Here is a 21,753-nt window from a genome sequence, read left to right as displayed (position 1 = left end):
CGAAACTGGTTAAGGTAGTTCAAAATTATAAATGCAAGAGATCAAATTAAATCTAAGACCGAATCTTTTACGTCTATTTCGATATTTGTCAGCAATAATTTTGAACCGTTTTAGCATAGCAATAACGTTTTCATTGACAACTCTTTTTCCTGCTAACCTACGATTATTCTTTTTATCATTTTTAGTTAAAGGATTTTTCTTGCTTTTTTTCTTTGGTAATGCAGAATTATTGTGAATTTTTTGTATACCTTGATATCCTATATCAGTAATCGCTTTAATCTTAGGATGGATAAGAATTTTGGATTCCTTAAATAATCTAAAGTCATGTTTTTTACCGTTAGAAAAATCTGTACATATTACTTGGTGTGTTTTCTTGTCTACCACTATTTGAGTCTTTAGTGTATGCCTTTTCTTCTTTCCTGAATAATAGAATTTTTGTTTTTTTGGGTCTTTCTATTGGACTCTCAGTAGCATCAATCAAGACTACTTCATAATTCATATCGCTATTCATTAGAGCTTTACGACCTGGAAGAGCAAAGTTTGGGTGTTTAACTAAGGTGTCTTCTACCCATTTTACAGCTTTATATGCTGAACTTTCACTAATCCCATAGTTCTGACCTATATGAAAATAAGTACGGTATTCTCTAAGGTATTCTAAGGCCATCAATAACTGTTCCTCCAAATTGAGCTTATTTTTACGCCCTCCTTTTGATTTCTTAACACCATCAGCTTTCCTCAAAATATCCACCATCTTTGAGAATGTTCCCTTCCTTACTACTGTTAATCGACGAAATTTTTCATCCTTTAACTCTTTAATCTGATCTAATTTCATTATTACTTCAAATCAGATTTTTATAACACCATTTTACATCATTGTATAGTTTCGAAAGAAGTATATTGAAGAGTATGCCAAAATATATACTATAAACTGGAAAGAGAATGCTGACAGAGTACATACTTATGCACAAGCATTATATGAAAAAAAGATAAGCAAGATTCGAATGAGTGATATTGAACCAATATTCAATGATATCAGCAAAGAGGGAAAATATGCCACAGCAAATGCATTGCTAGCAACCTTACGCACTATATTTAATAAGGCAATAAAATGGGGATTAATAGAAAACAATCCTACTCTAGGGATAGAGCAGCATAAACTGCAAGCAAGAGAGAGACGTCTAAGTTACGATGAAATGGGTAGATTTTTACAAGTATTATGCGGAGAAGCAAGTCCATTGATAAGAGATTTTGCATTACTAGCGTTATATACTGGAGCTAGAAAAAGTAATGTGTTAGAGATGGAATGGGACAATATAGATTTTGAAAGAAAAATATGGCATATACCAAAAACTAAGAACGGAAAGGCGCAAAATATACCATTAACAGATGAGGCAATGGAAATATTGCAAGCAAGGAAATTAATATCTACAAGTAAATGGGTACTACCAAGTTCTACTAGCGAAAGCGGACACTTATCGCATCCAAATACCGCATGGAAGATAATTTGTGAAAAGGCAAGCATAAAAAATTTCAGAATACACGATCTAAGAAGGACGTTTGCAAGTTGTATGGGGGATGCAGGCGAAAGTCAGAGGACAATTAGTATAGCATTGAATCATATTAATCCAAACTCAACAATACCTTATACTATAGCTTGTATGGAGTTAGTACGAGAGTATATGTCTAAGGCTATACAAATAATTAGTGAATGTGCTAGAAGTTATAATATTTATAATACTATCTGACTGATATAAACGTTGTGGTAAGAATAGTGCGATTTCATGTCGCACATGCATATATGAACACTAATTATTGCAGGTAAAATCTGTGTTTGAAGATATTTAGCTAATTTAAACATTATAGTAGCAGAATGAGAAATCTCATGCTACAATTGAGGCTGAAGGTGATTATACAAAATCAAAAATTATGTTGGGCATTATCGAGGCCGTTGAAGTATATGGGTTTGAGCATTGACGAATGGGGAGTAGTGCTAGCTGGAGTAGCTCCAGGAATTGTACTACTAAACAGCAGGCATGCTAAATTAGGCCTAGCCTTTATGGTTGGAGGAATTGCTCTATGTTATTGCTTTAAGAAAATTAAGAAGGTATCTGAGAATTTTTTGCTAAAAAGTTTTTTAGTAGCTAAAGGTTTATTGCCAGCTCCATTAGGATATCCAAGGCTTTTGGGCAAAAAAGTTGGCAAGTAATGAATCATCTCTTTAAGCAAAATGCTATACAAGAGCTGGTTAAATATAATAAATGCTTACTTTCAGTAACTATATTGCTAGCTGCAGCTAATATAATTGCGATAATGGCTGCAATTACCAAAGAAGAAAAGTGGTTATTAATTCCAGCAATGGAGCCTGATCGTAAAATGATGGTTTCATCAAAAAATTACCATGAAACCTATTTAAAGGAATGGGCAATTTATGTAACGAAACTCTTATTTACTACTTCTCCAAATGAGGTAGAAAGACAAATAGCAGACATGAAAGTTGCATCTAGTAATACTGAATCTTTAAATAAATTTTTTCATGATCACTTGCAATTTGTTAAAGGCTCAAATGTGTCTTCAGTCTTTTTTCCGAAGAAGGTTGAAGTGATAAAGGATGGAGTATTAATTAGTGGAACGCTTCGTTATTGGTTTAGCGATAGTAAACATATAGCTGTCGATAAGACTTACCTTTTGACTTACAAGCGAAGTCCTAATTACCTTTTGTTGTTAACTGGCGTTAAAGAGAATGGAATAAAAAAATGAGTATTAGAATTTTGAGGTTTATGATAGGGTTTATTGCTTTAGTCAAGTTTAGTGATGTATATGCGGTAGAATATGAGTTAGAAGTTGATAATTTGCTGAAGCTTGAGATTTCTGATAGTGGGCCAACAAGAATTAATCTTAAAGATGAAAAAATCAATGATATTTTTATGTATCCTCAAAATGCAGCCGAAGTTGTAGTTCATGAGTCTGGATGTTTGTTTATTGCTCCACGAGAAGAAGAAAAGAAGCTTTATTTAACAGTAATAGGAGAACACAAAACAATTCAAGATTTAATGTTAACTTTTACTCCAAAAACTCCAAGCCATGTAACGCTTATTAATGCTGCTACAGAAGAAGCTGAAAAGGATAATTCAAAAGGAAAAATAAAATTAGCTTAAAATGCTAGTTTTTACTTTAAAGCTTGTTAAGCTCAGCATCAAGCATATTAAAACTGCTTCAAAGTAAAATTTCATTATGGAGATATTATTGAAAACAAGGCGGAAGGCTGGTTGATAGGTGAAGATGGACGTTCTGGAATTAAAGGAATCGTGGTAGATAAATCGTCTAACATAGCAAGCATGGCTGCATTAAATGGAGTATTTAGCAATATTGCTAAGTTTCTACAAGCTAAGGCTATTAAACCTGATATGCTACCAACTTTAAACCTAGTAGCTGGAGGTCATCAACAACAAGAGTTTCAGATTGGAGATGCGCTTCAGTCTGGAGCTTACTCTGGAGCTAGTAATGCTTTTGATAAGCTAGCTGATTTTGCTATAAAACAAGCTGATTCTATGAGCCCAGTCGTTCTTATTGCGTCAGGTAGAGTCATCGATGTTGTATTTAAAAAAGGTTTTGACTTACGTGAGCACAAGAAGAAGCCACATAATTTAACTTATTCACAATCAACTAACAATGAAAAAGTTAATTTGCATAATAAATTCGACCAATCACAAAAGTTAGAGGAGCATTTATAATGAAGTTTTTATTATTGCTATTGGGCTGTATGAGCCTAACAAGCTTCTTTTTCGAAAGTAATTTTGATTGTAAAATTCCTAAAGGGCAAAAATGTAAGTCTTTATATGAAATAAAGAAAATGGCTGCTCAAGGAGTTTTTGACCCTGATAATGTTGAGAAAGTTGAAACATCAAAAATTAAATCAAAAAGGCGTTGTGTTCTATACTGTAAGCGATCTAAAGCAGTTCAAGGTGTAGCTGTTGTTAACACTTCACCTAAAAAACCAAAAATGAGTGATATTGCAACTTAAAAATGATTTATGTGATAATATAGGTTAAATTACTATATCTCTGTACTTTACAAACACTTCAATGCCAGATACTAATGCTTCTGGTAGACTTATATGTCTTTGTCCTAAGCCAGGGATTCCAATACCTGTACCTGGTATATTCCGGTAGGATTTTGGGAGCCAGTACGCCTTGTAGATGTTACAAAGTCGCCAATGTGTATGGTAAGTCTTGGAGGTTTGTCATTTGGAAGTGCTACTCAAAAAGGCATGAAAGATGATGCTGAAGGAAGTGCTTTTTATCACATTCATTGGTATGTCTATCCTGTGATTTATTGGCTGGAAATTTTGCTTGATTTTATTTGTCTGGAAATGGCTGCAGTCGATATAGCATATTTAACAGAGTTTGATCCATTATGGAGTGATGACGCTAAATCTGCGATTTTAAATCCAGAAACGCTGTTGTTTCAAAATGTAGCTGCTTATCAAGCATGTATAGCTGATTGCATGAGTTGTGGCGCTGGTTTATTAGCAAGTGATTATGCTTTTTGGTGTGCTGAATGTCAAGGAATGCTTTACCCTTTTACTGGAACAGCTGCGGCGCATAATGGTGGAGTTGGAACATCTGTATTAATGGTAAGTAAGTTTATGGCTAGAATGCATAGGCAACTGATGTTATGGGGATATTATGGTTATAAAGGCTTATGTGGCAAGTATCCCATGCCTATTATGAAGAAAAGTCAGTATCGACTACAAATGACTTATCCGATTCCAGAAACCAGATCCTGCAAGAGCATAGGCCAAACAGAAGCTACATGGCAGGCTGGAAGAGAATTTCCAGTTAATGGTGAAGATTTTGGTTACTTGATTTGGCGAAAAAGAGATTGTTGTTTGCTTTGATAAGGGTTAGAGAGGAATATGGTTATACGAGTAATGATGTTGATGGTTTTATTATTTGTTAATAATGCTAATGCTTTTTTTTGGGCCAGCAAAAAACTTTTATTTTTGTCTCATTTTCAATGAGTGATGAGGCTTTAAAAAGCTATTTTGCTGAATCTCAAAAGGCTGGAGCTCAATTGATTATGCGTGGGTTAATTAATAACTCATTTACACAAACAAAGAATAAAACTATGGAGCTTGGTATTAGCTTCGATATAGATCCTAGCTTGTTTGAACAATATAAAATTGATGTTGTTCCTGTGATAGTAATAGATGATGAAAAAAGAGGATTAACCAAGAAATTAACTGGCCATATTCCTTTAGCAATAGCATTAGAAATTATGAATGAGAATACTCAATGAGATTATTATCTATATTAACTTTTTGATAGTGCTCAATATTAGCTGTTGTTTAGCTTCAATGCAAAGCAGTTATAATGAAGCTAGCAACTATAATGTAAATCTTGGAAATTCTTCAAATACACAAGAATTATTTCATCAAGGTAGTAATGTCAATTATCCTAACAATGATGAGGATTTAACCTACCATGGCCGTAATCAGCTTGGTACAGAAAGTGGGGCAATGTTATTTCAAGCTGAAAACAGTAAAAACAATGCCTTAACTCAACATAATATCAACGATCAAAATTATATGATAGCTAATTCAATGAGAATTGAATCTGATCCTTTAAGTGCCCTTGATAGCAGTAACTTCGTAACTCAGACAAGTAAAACTAATACTGAAATTATTCAAAGTTGTAATGAAGGTAGTAATTTTAACATTGAACTTATTCGAGAATTAAATGTTGAGTGCAGATTAGAGAATGTATGGCTTTCTTGGCAAAACCGGCAAATGGAATTTGCAACAGAAGAAATAGTAGAGAATCATAGTAATTGGCTTAATGGTCGTGCAGATTTCCATGACGTAGATAAAAATAATGAAAAAATATACAAGTTAGCAGGTGATAGCCAAATGGCTGCAAGACGAATGAGGAGTGCTGTTGCTGATAGGCTTGGCGTATCTATAGAGCATATTGGAACAAAGTTTATATTATATCAAAAAGAGGTAAAATATGTATACTTCGCTATGACTACAGAGATAAGACTCAAGAACTAAGGGAAGTAGCAGAATATTGGCAAGTTGTAAAGCCTGAACTTGAACAATTAATAGAAAGTAATGAATGCTATGAGGTGAATAGACTCAACTATGAGAGTGGTGATAGAGTATTTTTTGACAAGTTTAGAGTCAATCGTTCATATTGGAAACAAAAGATTGTTTTTTCTTGTACTAGCGATCCAAAAGATGGTTGCAAACACCTTAAAATTCAAAATTGTGAATTAAAAACAGCACTTGCCAAAAATCAGTAGCAAATATTTGTTTACTATGGCAGCATGACTATAGCTGTTCAACTGATGAGCAAACAATGCTACACTCATCATTGCGTAATAACTCAATTTTTTGTTTAGGAGGTAATTGCAACACTCCGACTATTATACCAAACAGAGATATAGCTAAGGTAGCTCATCTAGCGATGCTAAATCAGATGAGCAAGGACATTAAAACAAATCCCGTTTCTGTATTTTCAGGTAAACATCGAAAATGCAAAAAAGATGTATTTAGTTTTTTGAATTGCTGCTCTTCAATGACTGGCTGGGGGCGTGATATAGGCTTATCGCAATGCAAATCTAAGGAACAAGAATTAGCTCTATATAGAAAAAAAGGTTACTGCTATTACATTGGAACCTATTGTTCTTCAAGAATTCCGATATTGGGTATTTGCCTAGCTAGAAAGTCTACTTATTGCTGCTTTCAGTCAAAACTTGCAAGAATTTTTCAGGAAGAAGCAAGAAAGCAGCTAAAAATAGACTTCGGTACACCTGAATGTCCAAAGTGTAGAGGCCTTACTGTTGAAGAGTTACAAAAAGTTGATTTCACTAAAATCAATATGGATGAACTATTTGGAGATATACTCACTAAGGCTCAAAACAGCATGAACAAAGACATTATTGCAGGAATCAAAGATAAAGTTCATCGTATGCAACAAACTTAGTCTAAATGAGCAGATTATTAATGTTTATGATATTAATTAGTCATTTATCCACTGTTGATGCTTCACCAACAAGATTTTTATGGTACAATGATAAACATGGTCATGAGCTTGATGACTCTGCTGCTAATTCTAAGTTGATGAGTAGGCCTCATGACCAGAGAATCGAGGAATTAAAGGAGCGATTTAATCGAGCTTAGCGTATAGCGCTGGATAATCCAACGCTCGAAAATGTGATTACAGCTCAAAGATTGCAGAAGCAAATCATGGAGAAGGCTCATAAGTTTGCTACTATGTGGCAACTAGCTACTCTACTTGATTACCAACTGATTAATGCTAATGAGCCTGCTAATAGCTTACATAGAAAGCTATATCAAGAAAAATCAGAGCAGAAAGAAGCTATAGAAAATTATAATTTAGCTATTAAGAACAAACCTGATTTTGCAGAAGCTTATAATAACAAAGGAGCATCTTATGGGAAGTTAGAAAAAGATAAAGAGGCTATAACACTTTGTAATCTTGCAATTAAGTATAAACCTCATTTTGCAGAAGCTTATAATAATAAAGGAGTTTCTTTGGCTATATTAGGAAAGTATGAAGATGCGCTGGAAAATTTTGATATTGCTATTAAGTACAGATCAGATAATCCAGAAGCTTATTATAACAAAGGTATAGCGTTAATGTATTTAGGCTACATTCAAGAAGCTATTGAAAACTATGATACAGCTATTAGATACAGACCAAATTATTCAGAAGCATATCATAATAAAGGATTAACTTTAGCATTTTTAGGACAATTTCAGAAAGCAATAGAACATTTTGATTTAGCTATTAAATACGATCCTAATGATGCAACAGCATACTGTAATAAAGGTTATGTGCTAAGTATGTTAAAAAGGTATTCTGAAGCAATAGAAAGCTGCAATCTAGCAATTAAATACAATCCAAATTGTGCAGAGGCTTACTACCGTAGAGGAATGATTTTTGAGAAATTAGGTAAACACCAAAAAGCGATAGAAAATTTTGACATTGCTATCGCTATTAAGTACAAACCTAATTTTGCTGAAAACTATCTTGAAAAAGGAATTTCATTAGTAAGTTTAGGACAGTACTCAAAAGCTAAGGAGAATTTTAACTTAGCTATTAAATATAATCCTAATATCATTGCAGAATACGAAGCAATGTTTAAAAAGTTAACAGAATTAGAGAATTTTACTGGAGTAAAAGAGTATGAGCAAAAACTACAGATTTTGAAAAAATACTCTTGATGAATTTTCAGAATCAAGGCAATTTCACAAGGGGATCGCAGTTATTTGCTCATAAGTTAAGAATGTTTGGGCAAGGTAGTGCCAATGTTTTTACAATTGGGTTAGGATTATCGATATTCTGGATTATATGTCGATTATATCAAAAAGTTTTTCTGAGCAGTTTGTATTATTTTGCAATTGAGCGATATGTACAGCTTAAGCTAACAATTGGTGAACATTTTTATGATATCGATCAAATAGGAATCGTATTTTATAGTTTAAGGTTTAAAAAATGGATACACCTCAATGCTCAGGACTTTCTACATGAATTTTATACAGGTCAACATGGATTTAAAATACAGCAATTATGGGAATTCTTAATCAATTCAGCATTGTTAGAAGGATTAATTGTTTTTGCTATTGGTGTAATAATCTCAATTGTTTTCTTTAAGGCTCAAGGTAAAAAAACGATTATTAAGGCCAAAATTAGAGGCGCTGATTTTGTAGAGTATCCCAATGCCTATCTAAAATACTAAAAAACGCTAAAAAGGCCTCAAAAATCTGTTTTAGAGGCTTGCCATTAGTAAAGAATAGTGAAAGGTTACACATTCTTATTACTGGAACAACAGGTACTGGTAAAACTAATATGCTTAATGAACTGCAACATTCGTAATATCATTTTGTTTTGCTATACTATTATTTTCTGTTTGAGTAAGTTTGGTTGTTTCAACTGCCTTAGTCAGTTTAGTAATTTCAGGTTCTATAATGTCTCTAATTGACTGGTCTCCACAAGTTTGCAGAAGATTATTAAAATCACCATTTTCTGGTGGTTTGACTATACAAGTTATCGCTCCCTTCATTTCTAACGTTTTTGCAGCTTTAATTACAGTATTATTAGTTATAGAATTTTTGCTATCATTATCTGCTGCAATGATGATTTTTTCACCAGGAAATGGTGAATAATTTGTCAAATTCGAAATTCCTGCACTAGCAATGATATTACCTTTAATGCCTGATTGCTGCAAGCTCAATGCTGTTTCGGCGCCTTCTGCTATAATTGTTATATTAGGGTCATTCGCATTTCGTTTTGCTATTGTTATGAACGATCCACTGATTTTACCGAAAGATCTTCTGTTAATTGAAATATTCGCCTTATCTCCTGCCAAATTTAGATATACAGCCTGTACTCCGGTAATTTCTCCTTTTGAATTTCTTGCAAATGCTGTAAATGCTGGATAATTTTCTCTCGTTTGAGTATCAAACAGTATACTTGCTTTTAAGTCTGAACTTGCAGTGCTTTTGTCAAAAGTAATATCACGATTTTCAAGATACTTGTTTACTACTTCTGCATGTGGATTCTTATCTATATCATAACCATGTATTCTGCTTGATAGTTCATACAAGTTTTGAACTTTTGCGATTTTAACACTTTCAGGTTGTTGAGTATATTGTTGAGAATCGTCAGTCCTAAGCTGTCTATGATACCGTTGGCTAATATTAGACATTCCAACTATAGTTTTCAAATATTCCTTTGCCTCAAAAAAGCTGTATCCTTTTTCTCTTTGAACCAGGGATAATAAATCACCCTTTTGTCCTGTACTAAAGTCATACCATTTTCCAGCGTATTTGCCCTCGGTGGTTACTTGTATTTTGCCAGTGTCTCCCCAACGTATTCTTCCATGTCTAGATAGGCGCTTATTTGGATCTCCAAGAACATCACGAGCTATAGTGTCAGCTCTATAAGCTATTGCATCCCTCAATTTTTGTAGTTCTTCCTGGCTATTTGAATAATAATCGTTTTGTCTATAGTTTTGAGCAGATTGATATTGCCTTACTTCATTTGCTTGAACATTATTATTCTCATCTTTTGAATTCATAGACTCTGTCTTAGCTGTGCTAAGCTGCTCTATTAGATTAGCAACATTTTTTCGTAGCTTGCACGTTGTAGTACAGCCGTACTTGCTCTGCATTCCCTATCATGCTTATGTTAGAACTTTCTATGCCTACACCATTATTATGAAGAACATATACATCTTTTTTGAAAGCCGTTTGTGGGTTACAAATTGTCGTAGCATATCCATGTTTAAAGCTTATTTTATTCAAATCAAAGCTTACCTCGTTTCCTGTATCTGTCTTAGCTACAAACTTATTTTCATCAATTGATACTAGAGTTGCAAATTCACTGTTTTGTATTTGTAAATCCTTATCGTTTGTTTGAAAAATAATTCTGTCTCCAGCCATGTAGTTAGCATATTTTTTTGATTCAGCTCCTGAAATTAAAATGCTGTATTCTGGGCCTTTTAGATCACCATTTTCCTTCATATAATTTCTGATGTGTTGATTAATATTTTCAGCTTCCTTATGACCAGCAATTATCAAGCGGTCATGCGGCTCAACTTTACTATTTTTCCAATCATTGATTAATTGGTTTATTGATTCTTTCAGAGTGTTATTAGCCTTTAAGCTATTATGATCACTAAGCAGCACTATACCATCAGCAATATCACCATTTATCAACTTTACAGCCACGTTGTGGTTCCAGCTGTTAGCCTTAGAATTTTCTATCTCTGTTTTTGAATTATGAATGTTATTGAAATTATTTGAATCATTGATTTTGTCAGTCATATAAAACCTCACCTTCGCGTCACTAAATTGTTTTGCGGTATAAACATTTGCTATTTTTACCGTTTGAATTATAATTTTATTGCTAAGTGATTATTGAGATAGTTTTCCTGTTAAATGTAGAGCTTGCAAAAGTTCAAATGCTTTCAGTATTCTCTTAGCGTGGCATAATGCGAATTACATAGATTATACTGTGAGATGTTTTATATCTATTACTTTAACTTGAATAGTTAATAAAAGAAGTAGCAATAATTGGAGTATTAAGATATACTGACGGTATAATTCTAGATTAAGTATTTATTGGTTAAAGCTGCGATATAAAAATAAGACGTAGATATACACAATAATTGATGCAATTATAAGATTAAACACAAGATTAAGACGCCATGGTCAGTATTATTGCCATAGTGCGACAGAAGAGTATATTAGTTTTATTATAGTTGCATCAATTATTATGTATACTATACTTAATCACTACAAATCTAAGTTAGTTTAATAATACATAGTAAGATTAGATTTTTCAATAATAATCTTTGGAGTCTAAATTTCTCAACTATTTGACACTAAATTAGAGCTTTATTTGTTTATTTACTATTTTTACGTAGGCATGTGTGTAATTTCTATCTTCAGTACTACCGTCTAACTCCAATTTTTGGAGATATATCAGTTTTTACAATTTGTTCAGGGTCTGTTTTTACGTTCTGATTATTAACTAATTTCATGATTTCAGGTATCACAAGCTCCTTAACAGCTGTGGCTCCTTTATTTTTTAGCATTTCGTTAAAATCTTCACCTTCTGAAGGAACTACGATGCTAGTGATTGCTCCTTTACTTTTCAGTACTTTTGCAGCATCGTTTATAGTGCTTACATATTCTTTATTCTGTTTATCATTATTTGCAGCTATAAGAATCTTTTCTCCTTGAAATGGTTGATAGTACTTCAAATTATTAACATTTGAGCTATATACCATTCTGCTATCAATGCCAGCTTCCTGAAAACTTGATATCGTTTTTCCTTCTGCAGACAAAATGGTTACATCATAATTGTACTGTCTTTGTTCTTTGATTTGCATAAACAATGGAGTAGAAATATCTTTGGTGGTACATTGCTTTATGCAATTCTCTTGCTGGACTCTTTCTACTTTAGCTTCTTGCTCTGGTTTAGCAGTAAAGTGATAATATTCTTCATTCACATGAGATCTATCATTGATATCATTGATTATAGACTTAAACCAGTTTTCGATTTTACTAAAAACAGTTGTCTTTGTCCGTGCTTTCTCCAAATCATGAGCAGTTTTCAGAGTTATGCTAGCTGATTTATCATTTGGTCTGCTAAGCTGATTTATTAAGCTGTTAATGCTTCTAGTTGCTTCCTTATTGCAATATAGCTGTAATTTCTCTATATGCCTTGTCATAGCTACGTATGAGCTGCTTATATTACTTACTCCATTATGTAAAACGTATACATCTTTTATAGAAGCTCCCTGGGCCTTATAAACAGTACTTGCATAACCATGTTTAAATTGTATTTTGCTTGGGTCAAAACTCACATCTTGTCCTGCATCTGTCTTAGCTACAAATTCATTTTTATTAACCGAAGTTAAAGTTGCAAATTCACTATTTTGTATTTGTAAATCCTTATCGCTTTTTTGAAATACAATTCGATCTCCAGCCATGTAGGACTCTTTCCTTCCAGCTATTGAACGCCTATATTCTGTGCCTTGTAGCGTGCCATTAGCTTTTAACAAAGATCTAATACTTGAATTAAGAATGTCTACCTCTTTATTACGTACTGTAATTACCAATTTTTCATGTAGCTTAAACTTGCTTAGACTCCAGTTGTATCTTAACTTACTCATTGAGTCCTGCAACGTATTATCAAACTTAATACATTTATTTTGTCTCAGTAATGTTATACCGCTTAAAATATTACTCTCAGCAAACTTTGTTGCTGCTTCTCTGCTCCAGTTTTCACTTTGTCTTCGAATATTCACTAAAATATGTGAACTGAAAATATTACTCAGCATCTCAAACATTCCGCCTCTTTCTATTGAAGCTAACTGCTTTTCATCTCCAGCAAGTATCAGTTGACAATTATTGTTTCTAACTACTCTAAACAGCTCTGCATATTCTCTAGTAGCAACCATTCCAGCTTCATCTACTACTATTAACCTATTTTGCATAAAAATTTTTTTTTTCGATTATACAAAAATCCTTTTACTGTATAGACTTCCTTATAACCTTTGCTCCTCAGCTCTGATACCGCTTTATGAGTAGGAGCAAGTCCAATAACATTTTGTCCACGATTTGTTGCAATTTTATATGCTTTTGCTAAAACAGTGGATTTACCTGTTCCAGCTCTTCCTCTTAGTACTCTAACTCCACTAGTGCTAAGCAAAATATGCCTTAGAGCTTGTTTCTGTTCTTCACTAACATTTGCTAGACCTTCTATATCACTTTTAAGATTGTAAATATCGTTGTAATAAACTTGATTATTGATTTTATTAGCTATTCTTATTATTCTTACTTCCTCGTCTCTAACATCAGTTGTAGTAAAATATTTGCTACTTTCACCATCATCATGATATAACTCTAGTATTCTATTTGAACTGAACACTTGCTGAACTAACATTCCCCTTTCTGTTAGGTCTGGTATATCTTTTACTGCTTTTTCAATATCCTGCTTAGTAAAAATAGATTTGTAATGTGTTATAGCATCCGTTATTACATCAACATCCTTAATAATTTTTAAATTAGCCTCTTTACGTAACTCATTTTCATTTGCAACTTCATTAATTAAACCCCTAATTCTAGTAGGGCCAATATGCTCTTGCGGTACTGCACTTATCTTATCAACTCTATTTGTTAAGCCTAATTTAGCAAAATATGCATTAATTATTTCCTTCACTTTTTCATGAATCATCTCGGAATCTCGAATAACAAACTTTTTGCCATTACTTAATGTTATGCATTTTGGGTTTAAATTTACTGCTTTATCACCTAAACCAGTTCCATCTTCTCTAAATCTTCTTGTAGTAACCAATATGTGCGCATGCCAGTTTTTATCTCCTCTATGAGGCTTATGAATGTCTATCTGTACTCCAAGACCATTTTGCACCCATTCCCCCATTGCATCAACTATTTGATGAGTTATTTCTATTCTATGCTCTAAATTCAATTCCTTATCGTCTGGCAGTGCTATTACGATATCCTTCAATAGCTGACTGTTTCTTCGTTTTTCTGTTTGTTCAACCTCATTCATTAATTGTTTGGACATTCTTGAATTTTTGATTTACATAAGCTGGTATCAGCACTGTATGATATACGTTATCTTTTTTACAAGAGAAGTTATAACTTACATTTGTCTTCTCGTTTTTAACAATAGTTCTTGCATTATACGCTGCCTTACGACAACTATCTCCTCCTTTGATTCTACTTAAAAATTCAATCCTTGCAAACTGTATTGCCATTTCAACTCCAATCCTCACCTGAGTTTCAGGTTAGCATGAGTTTTTTGATTTTGCCAGTACAAACTGCTTTTTTTAACACTCAATCGGCTAATTGGCACCCATTTTTTAGCAGTAAACTTTCAAGTTTACATATTGCGTATAAGCTTATTCTTTAATGAAGCTTCTAACCTGAATTCACGTTTTTTTGACTATAATTATTTGATGTTGGTTTGGCAGGTGCGGTTTTTTTCTTTACTGGAATTTTATTTTGATATATTCTTGCCTGATTTTTTTATCTTTCTGAATTACTAACATGGCAAATCTTATGCAGCAAAAAATTACTCTCCAACAAAAAAAGCTAAGCTAATCATGGATGAGGTTAACCTCAAAATCAAAGAACGTAAAATGCGTACTCGACGTCTTATCGAAATGGGTGGACTAGTCGCTAAGGCTAAGCTTGATCACTTACAGACAAACACTTTATTTGGTGCAATTGTTTCACTAAAAGAAACTTTAACACAACATCCAAATGTTCAGAATCATTGGACTACAATCGGTAAAGATATTTTTGATAAAGAACAGCAAAATAAAGCTGCTGTGATTTTAAAATTTTCCTCTGAACCAGACGAAAACACTAAGCACCACATTCGCCTTCATGGCTTAAAATGGAACAGTTTTCGTCAAGAATGGTGCGGCAATGTTAAGGACATTGAGGCCTTAAAGAATGGCCTTCTCAATGTTCAGTATAAACTTGAGCTTGTATCTTAGTTTTTAAATACTTAGTATACTGCAGTAGGTTGATATAGCATTTAAGTTTCTATTTCTAGCATAACTGGAACATGATCAGATGGCATATCCCATCCCCTGGCATCTTTGATGATTATACAAGATTTAATTTTGGATTCTAAAGGGTGACTAATCCATATATGATCTAGCCTGCGGCCGCGATCGGATTTGCTCCAGTCAATATTTCGATAGCTCCACCATGAATACAATTTTTCGTGTTTACCTGAAAAAAAGCGCACTGCATCAATCCAATCAAAGCTAGTAATATTATGCATTAATTTTTTTCGTTCAATATCTGTATGAGACACAACATTGCGTAATTGATAACTTGACCATACATCGCTTTCTAATGGCGCAATATTAAGGTCTCCAAGCAGTATAATCTTATCTTTTTTAGACTTATTATTCAAAAACCAAGCATTCATAAAATCAACATAGCATAATTTATGCTTAAACTTTATATTTACATTTGCATCCGGAATATCTCCTCCTGCAGGCACATAAAAATTATGGATGCTTAACTCTCCTATGTTAATAGCAATATGCCTTTTTTCATCATTATATAGATTTATTACAAACGTAGATTCAAATGAAATTCTGGATAAGATTGCTACTCCATTATAAGATTTTTGTCCACTATAAGTAATATATTTATATCCCAAATTTATGCATTCTGTTACTGGAAACAGCCTGTCTTCTACTTTTGTCTCTTGTAAAGCAATAATATCTGGATTATATAGATGAACTAATTTTTGTAAAAGATGTATACGTATCCTAATAGAGTTAATGTTCCAAGTAATTATTTTCATTTTGAAAGTTAATTTTTTCTATTGTGCTATATTTTCCTGTTTCGTACTTTTGCCTTTTTATGTTAATAATTCAAGAAAACGTTACAACAATTACTATTCTTGATATCAATAGTTTATATAACTCTATCTTAATATTAGAATATATGCTTTGAAACACATACATTAACTAGCATAAAGCTTACAGTATTTATTTAGCTCTACAGCAATCTCTGCCAGATTAAGGTATTCAGCAAGAGGTATAAATTCTTGTTGAGTTTCAATAAGGATTTTTTGTCTTCTTTTAAGCAGCTTTATGAATATAGTTTTAATATTATCAAATCTATCGAAGAGTTTAATTAGTAATAGTAGTTTTTGTTCAAGAGCAATTACATTCTTAAAATGTTCTGGCATTTGTAGGGCTTCTGTATTATGGCTTTCATACTTTTATTTATCCTAAATTTGCGTTATAAGCAATAATAAACCGTTATTAGTTGAAACTATATACAAGAGATAATATACAATTCTAACTGTATATTATCTCTTGTATAGCTTTTGACTGATACTTTCCATCTCTTTTTATTGTCCTAAACTGGAGTTGCTATTAATTCTTACTTAATCTGATATCTTTTTTGAGACTTATTCCAAGATGTAATCCGAATACCATGCTATATCACTAAGGATGTAAATCGATTCTTCGGTATCACTAAGGATGTAAGTCGATTTGCCTGCTAGATGACTAATAGTGACAGAAGTAGGACAATCTACATTAATGCTATCTGCTAGCTTATCTAATGCTACTTCTGTGCCATGATCGCTATTCAGCTCAGGATTGCTACACTGACGTTTACGAGTGTAAAGATCTTCATGCTCATCATAACATGATTTTCGCTTTTTTACTGATTGCATAACTTCTTCAGTATGTGTCTGTCTTATTATTTGCAGATTTTCAATATTATTTTCTTGATAGCTTTCTATCGGTTGAGATTGATTTTCAAATTGATGTGTAATGTCATTGTTTAAGTCCAGTTCTATTTCTTTAATATTATTATCATCATCATCTATAACTAGCTCCCTATTTAATATATCACAAGCTACTAGCGCAGAATTTGATATGTTAGCTGCTAATTCTTGACTATTACTATGCGTATTTATCTCATCACTATTGGTTTCAATATCATCTTCTCTGTGTTTATCTATTATCTGAGATCGAGTATTATTGATTGTTAAGTTATTTGTTAATTCATGTACTGTTTCGTTTATTTTTTCGTCATTATCATTAGACCTCTTTCGAAACTGGTTAAAGGTAGTTCAAAATTATTGCTTACAAATATCGAAATAGACGTAAAAGATTCGTTCTTAGATTTATTTTGATCTTTGGCATTTATAATTTTGAACTACCTTAACCAGTTTCGAAAGAGGTCTATTATTTATTTCTTGAATATTGCTATGTTTTTTGAGCATTATATCTATGACGTTTTTACGAGTTTCTTGACCCTTATTTTTCACAAAATCTAATTTCTGTACACATATTTTTAAAGATGTTAAAAAATCTTCGTCATTTTTCTGTAATTCTATTTCTATCTTAAGAAATGTAAATAGTTTGTCCAAACAATATGGAGCACTAGATCCTATATGACATAACTTACCGGAAATAGTAGAAAAAGATCTGCCTAAGGTGTATAAGTTTTTTAACATATAAATATTTGAAGTTAATACGGTTAATGTTTTTGCTAATACATCTAGATTGATCATCCTATTCAACCTGGATAACATATTTGTGATATTGGTAGCTTCTATTATTCTAGCTGGATATAGTAGTTTTTCTAAGTTATCTAAGTCTAGCTTAGAAATGAATTTATCAAAATTTCCATTTGAGCAAGCACTTTTCCGATTGGTCTGAAAAATTTTACTTAAAAAAAATTTCGTAGACCATAAACTACCTTTTAATTTATTGTTGTTGGCAATGTATAGGTCTAATGGATTTTGTTCTATCGTTGTCTGATTCGTAATATTATTATCAACATCATCATTAGCACTGTTAATTGCATCAGACTTTATTTTGATTTTTTTTACAAAATTCAGAACATCTGCTCTTTTTTTACATATTTCTTCATATGTGTTTTTATTCAGATTTGGCAGCATTGTCTTAGAACCTTCCAATACCTTTTTTAAAATACCTGGTACCTTAGATTCTATACGAGATAACTTACTGGAAATAGCAGAAAAAGGTATGTCTAAGGTGTATAAGTTTTTTAATATATCAATATTTGAAGTTAATACGGTTAATGTGTCTGCTAATACATCTGGATTGATCGCGCTATTCAAACTGAATAACATACTTGTGATATTGGTAGCTTTTATTATTCTAGCTGGATATAGTAGTTTTTCTAAGTTATCTAAGTCTAGCTTAGAAATGAATTCATCAAAATCTTCATTTGAGTAAGCACTTTTCCGATTGATCTGAAAAATTTTACTTAAAAATTTCTTAGACCACGGATGACCTTCTAATGATTTTGTTGCTAAGTTATCTTTGTTATCAAGGTATTCGTTGAAAGTATATAAACTATCTTTTTTTTTAGATGCTTTTTTTCTAGATAGCATATAAGCTCCCTTTATTAATTCATTAAATAAAACGCTTCCTATATACTCATTTTCTAAACAAATAATAATACAAACATAGCATTACTTGATTCAAAGTCAAACAAAAACCCTAATAAAATTAAATTAATTTGAAACATCCATTAAACCATTCTAAGTTTTGATATGCAGTTATTTATATAAACTAGAGTTTGATATAAAGTGATAGGTTAGACGATAACAAGAATAAGAATTATACTTGTAACGCAAGATTAGGATAAGAAAAAGTTAAAAAGAGGTCTATTATTAATTGATGATCCAGAAAGATAATATATCTATGCCAAGCAGCTATACTCCATTGTGCAAATAGAGATATATGTTAATGCTATGTATGCTAGTTAGAAAAAGTTTGCATTCTAACTAGCATAAAGCTCACAGTATTTATTTAGCTCTATGGCAATCTCTGGTAGATTAAGGTATTGAGCAAGAGGTATAAATTCTTGCTGAGTTTCAATGACAATTTTTTGTCTTTTTTCATAAGGTTTTATTGATATAGTCTGAATATTATGGAATCGATCGAAAAGCTTAATTAATAATAGTTCTGTTTTATTTTGCCTATAAAATGTTTGAATCATTTCTCTAGAACTAATTTTTTTATTATCCTTAATCCTGGTGAGGTCTGAAACCTGTTCTGCAATATTATTACCAAATTCTTGACCTATTTTTTCTTTAGTTAGTGTTGTGTCTTCGATGGTATCATGTAGTATTGCTGTAATAATCGTATCTGTTTCAAAACTGTAGTCTGATACCATATCAGCTACTTCTAATGGATGCATATAATATGGCTCTCCTGTATCTCGAAGTTGTTTGTCATGATATTTTTTGGCATAAAATATTGCTTTTTCAACTTTATCAAGATCAATTTTAGTGTTAAATCTTACGTTGATTCTAAACAGCTTATTTAGTAAGCTCTCGCTATAAAAGTCTATCATTTTCCATCTCTAAATAATCTTTAATAAATTATACCATAATTTAAACTTTTTATATACTCCAATCTCAGATAAAAACTGCAAAAGAAGCAAATAAATTGTGAATTTTTAAGTCATTAAAATGTGTTATTTTTGATTAAAAAAGTTGTACTGGAATATTGCAAGTAATGGTTGTAAACTTGTCTTTTTCACTCTCTATTTCCATTTCTCCATTAAGTTGATTAATAAGGTAATTTACAAACCATAATCCTGATTCAAGCATTAGCGGACAGTCTCTTACCAAGTCAAAATCAGCTAATTTAGCTTTTATATTCCCTAATTTTTCTTTTGAAATACCGCTTCCTTTATCGTGTATTCTAAATTGTAGTATGTTATCGCTTTTTATATAATTTTTTACAGTAAACAAATGAACTGTAATTATAACCTTGTAGCTGTGATTAAATCTAATGACTCCTCCTATTAATTGACTTAATATAGCTTGTAAGTGATCACTATTTCCAATCACAATATCCTTCATTTTGTACTGAAAATTGTAATTGATTTTTATATCTTTCTCTTTTGCAATGTCTTCTAGTCTCCTGACAGCATCCTTTACTAACTTTTGTATGCTAAATTTTTTTAAACATAAATTTTCATTCTCAATTTCGCTTCTAAGCGTGTAAACTACATCATTACAGTACTCTTGGAGATTTACTGCTCGATTTAATATTGTTTTCAGCTTATCTTTATTTTTTGAATCACTTAACATGATCTCGCTTGCTAGCCTTACAATTTCACTAGTTGCAATATTAAATCTATATTTGATATTCTGTATCAGATTCACACAATATTCTTTCAATGATTCAGCTACCTCGACCTGATACTTAGCTTTTCTTAACTTTGTTATTATCTCTATATATTCATCGATATTCTCCCTTTCTCCATTTACCAACGTAATTAGCATTGAAGGGATTTGTACTATCCATTGGTTACTTATTTTTTTTTCATAACATTCGCCAAAAGAAGAGTTAAAACTAGTTATTGGAACTTCAAATGCAAAAGTTATGTAATTATTTTCCTCTTTTGCTCTTAGCCTTCCTTTTAGCTGATGTATAAGATGTTTAATAAATGCTAATCCTTCTCCTAGTTCTTGATATGTTACCAAATTCAAATTCTCTAGTTCGGAATTTATTCTTTCTAATTTTTCTTTAGAAGGGCTTAGTACTATATTTTGTACTGTAAATTGTAATATTTCTGAATACTGATTGATGTTAATAGTAATCTTGCTATGCTTACTACTATTTATAATAGCACTACCAATTAACTGACTTATTACTGCTTTTATTCTAAAACTATCTCCAATCAGAACCGTCTTTATGTCATTTTGAACATTTAGCTTTATATTCTCATTTTCAAAATGTTTCCTCATTCTGATAACGGTATTATTTATTAGCAATTCTATGTTAAATGTTTCAATCCTTACATTTGTTGATGCTATGTATTGTCTAAATAAAAAAAATCACTCTACTTAGAGAAGCTATTATATTTACTTTTTTTCTGTCGTAGTTATTTACTATTAGCCTAAAATATTGTATCCACTCTATGCAATTTATGCTTACTTCCTCAGATTCCTCTAGCTGGCAGTATAGTTTTTGCATTTCAGCATCTATCTGTTTTATTGTTGTGCTATTAATTCCCTCTGTAGATAATTTTTCAGTTAATTTATTGATTTTATTTTGACCTTCGTCTTCTATAGGCATAGAATTCTCCTGCTATTTAAGTTGTTAAATTGCTTCCTAGAGATTAAAAAGAAAATTTTGCGGTTTAAGTTTTAATCTCTATCAGAATATTATCTAAATCTTAAATCTCAGATAATATCAGGTATACAGTATCATTTCGATTTTTATCAGTACATGACTTTTTGTCATATTTATGAAATTTTTTTTCATAATATTACACATTGATGCGAAATTATCGCATTGTTTAAGACTTGTATATGCATACTTTACCTTTTAAAACCAGCATAATATTTAACAATTATATATTTATTATTAATCTTGAGTTATAAATTGAGATAGCCTAAAATAATTAGGCCATTAATAACCATAGCATTACTTTTGCTGTTTGAAGTAGTGATTAAAGAGTAGCTAGAGATTCATTTATACCTTTAATAGCAGATTTTGAAGTTTTAATGAAATAACCTCTAGCTAAATATTATCTAAATCTTGAATCTCAGATAATATCAGGTATACAGTATCATTTCAATTTTTATCAGTACATGACTTTTTGTCATATTTATGAAATTTTTTTTCATCTTTTTTAAAGTAGATGCA

Annotated in this window: 23 protein-coding genes and 5 pseudogenes; 15 read left to right on the top strand and 13 right to left on the bottom strand. The window is 31.7% G+C overall.

Features of this window, described 5'->3' with window-relative positions:
* Positions 1 to 9: 9 nt before the first annotated feature.
* A protein-coding gene (locus OTBS_RS12975) for an IS5 family transposase (RefSeq protein ID WP_157866351.1) occupies positions 10 to 832 on the bottom strand; the annotation gives its coding sequence in 2 pieces (ribosomal slippage) (positions 10 to 445 and positions 444 to 832; 825 coding nt in all).
* A 169-nt stretch (positions 833 to 1,001) separates the two neighbouring features.
* On the opposite strand from OTBS_RS12975, the gene OTBS_RS07705 reads away from it, so the two are divergent.
* The 13 genes and pseudogenes from OTBS_RS07705 (at position 1,002) to OTBS_RS14560 (ending at position 8,903) form a co-directional block, all read left to right on the top strand.
* Positions 1,002 to 1,745, top strand: coding sequence for a tyrosine-type recombinase/integrase (locus tag OTBS_RS07705; RefSeq protein WP_011944997.1), 744 nt, complete (start codon positions 1,002 to 1,004; stop codon positions 1,743 to 1,745).
* Positions 1,746 to 1,870: 125 nt separating this feature from the next.
* Complete coding sequence (locus tag OTBS_RS07700) at positions 1,871 to 2,206, top strand: hypothetical protein (protein WP_011944246.1); 336 nt, start codon at positions 1,871 to 1,873, stop codon at positions 2,204 to 2,206.
* Entirely contained in the window at positions 2,206 to 2,757 is a 552-nt protein-coding gene (locus tag OTBS_RS07695; protein ID WP_011944688.1) for a TraE/TraK family type IV conjugative transfer system protein, read from the top strand. The genes OTBS_RS07700 and OTBS_RS07695 overlap by 1 nt, the downstream gene beginning before the upstream one ends.
* The gene (locus OTBS_RS07690) at positions 2,754 to 3,155 is read left to right on the top strand and encodes a hypothetical protein (RefSeq protein WP_011944247.1); all 402 of its coding nucleotides are present in this window, start codon (positions 2,754 to 2,756) and stop codon (positions 3,153 to 3,155) included. The genes OTBS_RS07695 and OTBS_RS07690 overlap by 4 nt, the downstream gene beginning before the upstream one ends.
* 111 nt (positions 3,156 to 3,266) lie before the next feature.
* Entirely contained in the window at positions 3,267 to 3,731 is a 465-nt protein-coding gene (locus tag OTBS_RS07685; RefSeq protein WP_011944248.1) for a TrbI/VirB10 family protein, read from the top strand.
* A complete protein-coding gene (locus tag OTBS_RS07680; RefSeq protein WP_011944249.1) occupies positions 3,731 to 4,021 on the top strand; it encodes a hypothetical protein in 291 nt (96 codons plus the stop codon). Before OTBS_RS07685 ends, OTBS_RS07680 begins: the two co-directional genes overlap by 1 nt.
* Positions 4,022 to 4,073: 52 nt before the next feature.
* Positions 4,074 to 4,897 (top strand): annotated as a pseudogene (locus OTBS_RS07675) (TraU family protein); the annotation flags it as partial.
* An 80-nt stretch (positions 4,898 to 4,977) separates the two neighbouring features.
* Entirely contained in the window at positions 4,978 to 5,298 is a 321-nt protein-coding gene (gene trbC / locus OTBS_RS07670) for a type-F conjugative transfer system pilin assembly protein TrbC (protein WP_011944350.1), read from the top strand.
* A pseudogene (traN, locus tag OTBS_RS18490) lies at positions 5,295 to 6,986 on the top strand (conjugal transfer protein TraN). Before trbC ends, traN begins: the two are co-directional and overlap by 4 nt.
* 20 nt (positions 6,987 to 7,006) lie before the next feature.
* Positions 7,007 to 7,183, top strand: coding sequence for a hypothetical protein (locus tag OTBS_RS18485; protein ID WP_193777005.1), 177 nt, complete (start codon positions 7,007 to 7,009; stop codon positions 7,181 to 7,183).
* Between the two features lie 33 nt (positions 7,184 to 7,216).
* The gene (locus tag OTBS_RS07650) at positions 7,217 to 8,251 is read left to right on the top strand and encodes a tetratricopeptide repeat protein (protein ID WP_232488890.1); all 1,035 of its coding nucleotides are present in this window, start codon (positions 7,217 to 7,219) and stop codon (positions 8,249 to 8,251) included.
* Positions 8,251 to 8,766 carry a TraD N-terminal domain-containing protein gene (locus tag OTBS_RS14565; protein ID WP_232488891.1) on the top strand — a complete coding sequence of 172 codons (516 nt, stop codon included), beginning with the start codon at positions 8,251 to 8,253 and terminating at the stop codon, positions 8,764 to 8,766. The genes OTBS_RS07650 and OTBS_RS14565 overlap by 1 nt, the downstream gene beginning before the upstream one ends.
* Positions 8,767 to 8,804: 38 nt before the next feature.
* The gene (locus OTBS_RS14560; protein ID WP_157866333.1) at positions 8,805 to 8,903 is read left to right on the top strand and encodes a type IV secretion system DNA-binding domain-containing protein; all 99 of its coding nucleotides are present in this window, start codon (positions 8,805 to 8,807) and stop codon (positions 8,901 to 8,903) included.
* Here OTBS_RS14560 and OTBS_RS16935 read toward each other — a convergent pair.
* From OTBS_RS16935 to OTBS_RS14940, 5 genes are all read right to left on the bottom strand, one after another.
* Complete coding sequence (locus tag OTBS_RS16935; RefSeq protein WP_041621173.1) at positions 8,881 to 10,200, bottom strand: toprim domain-containing protein; 1,320 nt, start codon at positions 10,198 to 10,200, stop codon at positions 8,881 to 8,883. The two genes, OTBS_RS14560 and OTBS_RS16935, sit on opposite strands and share 23 nt — an antisense overlap.
* Positions 10,145 to 10,855, bottom strand: coding sequence for a hypothetical protein (locus tag OTBS_RS14550; protein WP_041621174.1), 711 nt, complete (start codon positions 10,853 to 10,855; stop codon positions 10,145 to 10,147). Before OTBS_RS14550 ends, OTBS_RS16935 begins: the two co-directional genes overlap by 56 nt.
* A gap of 629 nt (positions 10,856 to 11,484) precedes the next feature.
* Positions 11,485 to 13,035 (bottom strand): AAA family ATPase, encoded by a 1,551-nt coding sequence (locus OTBS_RS17715; RefSeq protein ID WP_050897545.1) that lies wholly within the window; start codon positions 13,033 to 13,035, stop codon positions 11,485 to 11,487.
* A complete protein-coding gene (locus tag OTBS_RS17710; RefSeq protein ID WP_269763918.1) occupies positions 13,020 to 14,129 on the bottom strand; it encodes a MobA/MobL family protein in 1,110 nt (369 codons plus the stop codon). Before OTBS_RS17710 ends, OTBS_RS17715 begins: the two co-directional genes overlap by 16 nt.
* Entirely contained in the window at positions 14,107 to 14,340 is a 234-nt protein-coding gene (locus tag OTBS_RS14940; protein WP_162097307.1) for a hypothetical protein, read from the bottom strand. The genes OTBS_RS17710 and OTBS_RS14940 overlap by 23 nt, the downstream gene beginning before the upstream one ends.
* A 274-nt stretch (positions 14,341 to 14,614) precedes the next feature.
* Here OTBS_RS14940 and OTBS_RS07625 point away from each other — a divergent pair.
* A pseudogene (locus OTBS_RS07625) lies at positions 14,615 to 15,069 on the top strand (conjugal transfer protein TraD).
* A 41-nt stretch (positions 15,070 to 15,110) separates the two neighbouring features.
* On the opposite strand, the gene xth reads toward OTBS_RS07625, so the two are convergent.
* From xth to OTBS_RS16930, 3 genes and pseudogenes are all read right to left on the bottom strand, one after another.
* A complete protein-coding gene (gene xth / locus OTBS_RS07620; protein ID WP_011944995.1) occupies positions 15,111 to 15,896 on the bottom strand; it encodes an exodeoxyribonuclease III in 786 nt (261 codons plus the stop codon).
* A gap of 162 nt (positions 15,897 to 16,058) precedes the next feature.
* Positions 16,059 to 16,241, bottom strand: a pseudogene (locus OTBS_RS07615) (bifunctional (p)ppGpp synthetase/guanosine-3',5'-bis(diphosphate) 3'-pyrophosphohydrolase); the annotation flags it as partial.
* 270 nt (positions 16,242 to 16,511) lie between these two features.
* A complete protein-coding gene (locus tag OTBS_RS16930) occupies positions 16,512 to 16,781 on the bottom strand; it encodes a hypothetical protein (protein WP_232488978.1) in 270 nt (89 codons plus the stop codon).
* Between the two features lie 401 nt (positions 16,782 to 17,182).
* Here OTBS_RS16930 and OTBS_RS14540 point away from each other — a divergent pair.
* Positions 17,183 to 17,278, top strand: a pseudogene (locus OTBS_RS14540) (IS5/IS1182 family transposase); the annotation flags it as partial.
* Here OTBS_RS14540 and OTBS_RS14535 read toward each other — a convergent pair.
* The 4 genes from OTBS_RS14535 to OTBS_RS16920 form a co-directional block, all read right to left on the bottom strand.
* Positions 17,238 to 18,476 carry a hypothetical protein gene (locus OTBS_RS14535; protein ID WP_157866427.1) on the bottom strand — a complete coding sequence of 413 codons (1,239 nt, stop codon included), beginning with the start codon at positions 18,474 to 18,476 and terminating at the stop codon, positions 17,238 to 17,240. The pseudogene OTBS_RS14540 and the gene OTBS_RS14535 overlap by 41 nt on opposite strands.
* Positions 18,477 to 18,868: 392 nt before the next feature.
* Entirely contained in the window at positions 18,869 to 19,444 is a 576-nt protein-coding gene (locus OTBS_RS07605; RefSeq protein WP_011944994.1) for an HD domain-containing protein, read from the bottom strand.
* A 133-nt stretch (positions 19,445 to 19,577) separates the two neighbouring features.
* Entirely contained in the window at positions 19,578 to 20,849 is a 1,272-nt protein-coding gene (locus OTBS_RS16925; RefSeq protein WP_232488977.1) for an ATP-binding protein, read from the bottom strand.
* 76 nt (positions 20,850 to 20,925) lie between these two features.
* Complete coding sequence (locus tag OTBS_RS16920) at positions 20,926 to 21,180, bottom strand: hypothetical protein (protein WP_011944844.1); 255 nt, start codon at positions 21,178 to 21,180, stop codon at positions 20,926 to 20,928.
* Positions 21,181 to 21,753 lie beyond the last annotated feature (573 nt).

This window comes from Orientia tsutsugamushi str. Boryong (assembly GCF_000063545.1).
GTDB classification, from domain to species: Bacteria; Pseudomonadota; Alphaproteobacteria; order Rickettsiales; family Rickettsiaceae; genus Orientia; species Orientia tsutsugamushi_C.
The sequence above is the reverse complement of the archived record's forward strand: the minus strand, read 5'-3'. Positions and strand labels throughout refer to the sequence as shown.

Bases quoted from the DNA above. Each gene is read 5' to 3' on its own strand.
- OTBS_RS16925 (WP_232488977.1), bottom strand. From the start codon at position 20,849: ATGAGGAAACATTTTGAAAATGAGAATATAAAGCTAAATGTTCAAAAT.
- OTBS_RS07680 (WP_011944249.1), top strand. From the start codon at position 3,731: ATGAAGTTTTTATTATTGCTATTGGGCTGTATGAGCCTAACAAGCTTC.
- OTBS_RS14535 (WP_157866427.1), bottom strand. From the start codon at position 18,476: ATGCTATCTAGAAAAAAAGCATCTAAAAAAAAAGATAGTTTATATACT.
- OTBS_RS07705 (WP_011944997.1), top strand. From the start codon at position 1,002: ATGAGTGATATTGAACCAATATTCAATGATATCAGCAAAGAGGGAAAA.
- OTBS_RS16935 (WP_041621173.1), bottom strand. From the start codon at position 10,200: ATGCAGAGCAAGTACGGCTGTACTACAACGTGCAAGCTACGAAAAAAT.
- OTBS_RS17715 (WP_050897545.1), bottom strand. From the start codon at position 13,035: ATGCAAAATAGGTTAATAGTAGTAGATGAAGCTGGAATGGTTGCTACT.
- OTBS_RS16930 (WP_232488978.1), bottom strand. From the start codon at position 16,781: ATGCAATCAGTAAAAAAGCGAAAATCATGTTATGATGAGCATGAAGAT.
- OTBS_RS14550 (WP_041621174.1), bottom strand. From the start codon at position 10,855: ATGACTGACAAAATCAATGATTCAAATAATTTCAATAACATTCATAAT.
- OTBS_RS07690 (WP_011944247.1), top strand. From the start codon at position 2,754: ATGAGTATTAGAATTTTGAGGTTTATGATAGGGTTTATTGCTTTAGTC.
- OTBS_RS14565 (WP_232488891.1), top strand. From the start codon at position 8,251: ATGAATTTTCAGAATCAAGGCAATTTCACAAGGGGATCGCAGTTATTT.
- OTBS_RS17710 (WP_269763918.1), bottom strand. From the start codon at position 14,129: ATGTCCAAACAATTAATGAATGAGGTTGAACAAACAGAAAAACGAAGA.
- OTBS_RS16920 (WP_011944844.1), bottom strand. From the start codon at position 21,180: ATGCCTATAGAAGACGAAGGTCAAAATAAAATCAATAAATTAACTGAA.
- OTBS_RS07605 (WP_011944994.1), bottom strand. From the start codon at position 19,444: ATGATAGACTTTTATAGCGAGAGCTTACTAAATAAGCTGTTTAGAATC.
- xth (WP_011944995.1), bottom strand. From the start codon at position 15,896: ATGAAAATAATTACTTGGAACATTAACTCTATTAGGATACGTATACAT.
- OTBS_RS18485 (WP_193777005.1), top strand. From the start codon at position 7,007: ATGTTTATGATATTAATTAGTCATTTATCCACTGTTGATGCTTCACCA.
- OTBS_RS07700 (WP_011944246.1), top strand. From the start codon at position 1,871: ATGAGAAATCTCATGCTACAATTGAGGCTGAAGGTGATTATACAAAAT.
- OTBS_RS07695 (WP_011944688.1), top strand. From the start codon at position 2,206: ATGAATCATCTCTTTAAGCAAAATGCTATACAAGAGCTGGTTAAATAT.